Consider the following 4,194-nt stretch of genomic DNA (forward strand, 5'->3'; position numbering starts at 1 on the left):
GGGTCAGTCTAGAGAGACCGACCCAGCGACTTAGGATTTTAGGTTAATCACAAGATGCAAAAATGTCTTGGAGGTCATAAAGCAGTTGGGCATCATCCTCCGACTGCAAGCCCGGATTAGCGATAAGATTGAAGCCTTGACCTTCCAACCAACGATAAAAATTCCTAGGAACTTGATCTGGACTCACTACAACCTCAATACTTTGGGTCGTATACCAAGTCGTATACGGGCTTTCTAGGTCAGAATTTAATATTCTTGTCGAATTATATTCATTTAGATCTATATTTTCTTGCTCGAACAACTGGCTCACAACAAAATCCCATAGATATTCATCAGCTTCTATGATGAAGTCAACACCTTTGTATTCTTTATCGATATGACTGTATCCAATTCTGGTTAAAGACATGTTTCCTACCTGCGTTTATGGTTTTCTTACTTACATCTATAATATTAGATGCCCGAATCATTTAAAGAATCAAAAACATATTAAATCTATGATATTGATAATCATGGAATTTTAATATGAACAAGATCACTATTATTCAACAACTACCAAATCTCCCAATTCCTCTACAAGAGCAAGTCAAAGCCATACTCACTGAACCATTTCACGATGAAACAGAAACCCAACAGGCATGGGATGAACTGCAATGTGAACTCTGGTTCCTCACCTCAATTAATGAGCTAAACGCTGTCGTCGTCGACGATATCGAACTGCTGAAACGAGCCCTAACCTATACCGAATTCGAAGATGATCTAGATTACGGAGCTTCTATATCCCTAAGTATTATCGAGGACAGTGGTAAGGGGCTCTACCTACTGATGCCTAAGACACTCCGCACTGAATTACATCAATATTTCTCAATCTCAGATGAATAAGGGGGACTGATGCAATCACGTAAATTCAAATTTAATAAACGCCAACTTGATTCATTACCGCCGACGCCGTCGACAAGTCGAAGTAAAGAAACTGAGTATACGGATGAGCTCTGTAGCGGCCTGAAAATTATAATTAATAGACAAGGGAGACGTAGGTTCCTATTCAGATACACCTATTTCGGGAAAAAGAAATCGTTACAAATTGGTGAATACCCTGCGCTAGATATCAACACTGCTAGACAGATAGCCAATGACCACAAGCGAGAGATAGCTCTAGGTAATGACCCCAAGGCTATGAGGGATGAAAAATCCAATGTACTTAGTTTTCAGGAATTTGCGGAAGAACACTACTTACCCTATGCCCGCATGAACAAACTCACTGCTAAGAATGATGTCGGTAACTTAAAGCTACATTTCTACCCTAAATGGGGCAAGAAAAGCATCACCGATATCAATCAACAAGACATTCAAAAGCTACTTGATGGAGTTCTAGAAACAAGGAAACCATCCACGGTGAACAGATTGCGTTCCCTAGCCCTTAGAATGTTCAGATTAGCAATGGAGTGGGGATTCGTGGACAAGAATCCGGGACAGTACATAAGGAAGCTTAAGGAGAACAATCTAAGAAACAGATTCCTGAACCGCAAAGAGGTTTCATCTTTCATCAAGGCATGTAATGAGGAACCCAATCGCACCCAAGGGAATGCCTTAAAATGCGCACTGCTTACTGGGATGAGAATTGGTGAGATTACTAACTCTAAGTGGGACTGTCTTACCGTCGACGACGACGGCAATTGGAGCCTATTTCTTCCCCACACAAAATCGGGCTTATCGAGAACAGTTCTGCTAAATAATTTAGCTAAGGAGGTGATAAATGACCAACGACGATTTCAGATACGTAAGAACCCCTATATCTTTGCCGGAGATGCACCCGGTAGACCTATCGCACATCCGAAGAAGGCATTCGCTCGAATCAAGAAAGCAGCAGGTATATATGATGATATGCGCATACATGACCTCAGGCACTCTTTCGCTTCGATCCTCATAAACAGTGGTAACGCCACGCTCTATGATGTTCAGCATTTATTAGGGCATCAATCCCCCCAAACTTCGACTAGGTATGCTCATTTGGCTTCGAGTAGGTTGAGAGAGGTAAGTGCTAATGTGTCAGAGTTAGTTGGGGATGTGAGCAAAATATAAAAAATCAGGCCAGTCAAAATCATTTTTGGCTAGCCTGATTTCAGTCTACGATTCTTTTTAATAGAAATTAGATACTACAATACGTTTTATAGGTAATTACATATGGTTTCGATATGATGCATCATGCTTAGTTTTTTCGGAACGCCTAATCCATGATACGTTTTGTTGTTAAAAATAGTTATATATTGTTGGAAACCTAAAGTGTTTTGATCCAAGCTTGGCGTTTGGTTTGCAAACTGGATCATTGCCTGTAAAGCCTCTTTAAATTTACCAGCTGGGTCACTTTGGTCATTGGGGTTGGAAGTCGACAAACTATGTTTTACATACATATTCTGACTGTTTCCATCGATATAAGTAACATGTAGTGCAATTACAAATGCAGGCCCCCCGCTTGTACTCCAAGCATCGTCGATTGTTAGATAGTCACCGAAGCCAATTTGATGCTGGACCAATGGTGTTTTGTAGGTTAGGTGCGCATCCGAAAAAAATTGGGGAGTGGTGTTATAATCTGCGTTTCTTTTCTTTGCAGGGAATGAGCTACTAACAATTACACAACGGGGAAGGGAGTTCGAAAATGTATGGGAATATCTATTTTGGTTTAAAATCAAGTTAGCAACAGAGTTTGATGTATACACATTTATATTGAACTGAATGTCCTCCTGCAAATACAAAGAAAAACTGACTCCATCACGGATTAACTGGTCAAGAAATGTTTGTGTGTGAGCAACATTTTGGTTATGTATACGGACACATGGGATAAATGAAACGTTTTTCTGCGACACGAGAAGACTTAAATAGTCAGGAGAGTCACTTGCTAAGTCGCCAACTTCGGGGTTCACAATGATGTGGGGCGTTACTCCATGAGTATTAAGTATGCTCACCGCACTGCAAAGTTTGTCAATATTATCGTTAACTGGTTCTATAATCGGATGAATTTTTCCTTGTTGGAGCCTAGGCGCTACTTCTTTTAAGGCTGTCAATTCAAACTGTTTGCCTCTCAGGTATGGAAAGTACATTTTGTTCCTCACTATTAAATAAGTTGCATTTCAACAGTGATGATATGATATTCGATTTGTTTTTTTTGTGAATCTTGTAGCTTATTCCTAGGTTTTTCATTGATCTGGGTAGTTCATCGATAAAATTATGATCGTTTTTTCGATGTTTTTTTAATACTCTTTTAAACTGACTGTTAGCTTCTCTTTCTTCTAATCGACAAAAAATTTTTTTACATTCAGTAAATAACTCTGTTGCAGGGTAATCGGGGTCTTGTCCGGTAATATCTCGGACGATATCTTTATATTCTTCTTTTCTTAAGGTATGAAACATAAGATCCACATCAAAAGATTCATTCTTTGGAGCAGCAATTTTTTTGCTTAGATTATTGCGAGTATTTGACACCATTATCCCAAACGTAGGGTTTTCAGAATGAATCCTAAGTAGAGACTCTAGATGAGCTTCATGAGCCACAACGTATGTCTTATCAAATGCGAGAGTATAAGAGGCTAATTGTTCGGGGAGCCTTTTTAATGAATCGTATTTTGTTTTTATCTCATAGCAAGTAGATGAACCATTTATAATGACACAATCTGCCTTGTTAGCCCCAACTCTAAGCTCACTGAGCATGCTTGCAGTGTTCATGGAGTGAGTACCAATTAAGATATTGTTAGCTATGATATTTTTAACTACGTATTCATTTGGATAATGTTTACAGAGGAGCTTATATGCCTCTTCATAGATTTCTGCCAAGGTATTAAGGTTTTCAAGACTTGAGAAATTAGAAATAATACCGTAAATAAAACTAAGATCCCCTTGAGCTACTTTAGTTATATTGGCACTAGTGAATATCTTTGCCAGCTGTCGATAGTCCATCCCTTCGCCCTTAGTTTCATTAGCTCAATGGTACGTCGTAAATTAATTAACATTACAATGGTAGTCAATATGAGGCGTGGATTCTAGATTATAGATTTGTGCAACTCAACTCATTATGGTTTATTTTGAGATAAGTGGAAGATTGATTGAGTGTGAATTGAAGCCAATTAGCTACGAATGTACTCTTTTGTCTATCCCCTCAACCTAAAATCCTAAGTCGCTGGGGCGGTCTCTCTAGACTGACCC

General features: G+C 39.1%; 5 protein-coding genes. 2 read left to right on the forward strand and 3 right to left on the reverse strand.

The window, feature by feature from the left end; genetic code table 11:
• Positions 1-43 precede the first annotated feature (43 nt).
• On the reverse strand, positions 44-406 hold the full coding sequence (locus tag AB4503_RS25080; RefSeq protein WP_372115883.1) for a hypothetical protein: 363 nt from the start codon (positions 404-406) through the stop codon (positions 44-46).
• A 116-nt stretch (positions 407-522) separates the two neighbouring features.
• On the opposite strand from AB4503_RS25080, the gene AB4503_RS25085 reads away from it, so the two are divergent.
• Positions 523-879, forward strand: coding sequence for a hypothetical protein (locus AB4503_RS25085; RefSeq protein WP_372115884.1), 357 nt, complete (start codon positions 523-525; stop codon positions 877-879).
• A 9-nt stretch (positions 880-888) separates the two neighbouring features.
• Positions 889-2,079: a tyrosine-type recombinase/integrase gene (locus tag AB4503_RS25090; RefSeq protein WP_372115885.1), complete on the forward strand. Its 1,191-nt coding sequence runs from the start codon at positions 889-891 to the stop codon at positions 2,077-2,079.
• 86 nt (positions 2,080-2,165) lie between these two features.
• Here the strand turns inward: AB4503_RS25090 and AB4503_RS25095 are convergent, their stop codons facing one another.
• Together AB4503_RS25095 and AB4503_RS25100 are read right to left on the reverse strand one after the other, a co-directional pair.
• The gene (locus AB4503_RS25095; RefSeq protein WP_102464560.1) at positions 2,166-3,095 is read right to left on the reverse strand and encodes a sce7725 family protein; all 930 of its coding nucleotides are present in this window, start codon (positions 3,093-3,095) and stop codon (positions 2,166-2,168) included.
• Positions 3,061-3,948 (reverse strand): sce7726 family protein, encoded by an 888-nt coding sequence (locus AB4503_RS25100; RefSeq protein WP_137034327.1) that lies wholly within the window; start codon positions 3,946-3,948, stop codon positions 3,061-3,063. Before AB4503_RS25100 ends, AB4503_RS25095 begins: the two co-directional genes overlap by 35 nt.
• Positions 3,949-4,194: the final 246 nt, after the last annotated feature.

Source organism: Vibrio sp. 10N.222.55.B11 (assembly GCF_041473705.1).
Taxonomy (GTDB): Bacteria; Pseudomonadota; Gammaproteobacteria; order Enterobacterales; family Vibrionaceae; genus Vibrio; species Vibrio crassostreae_C.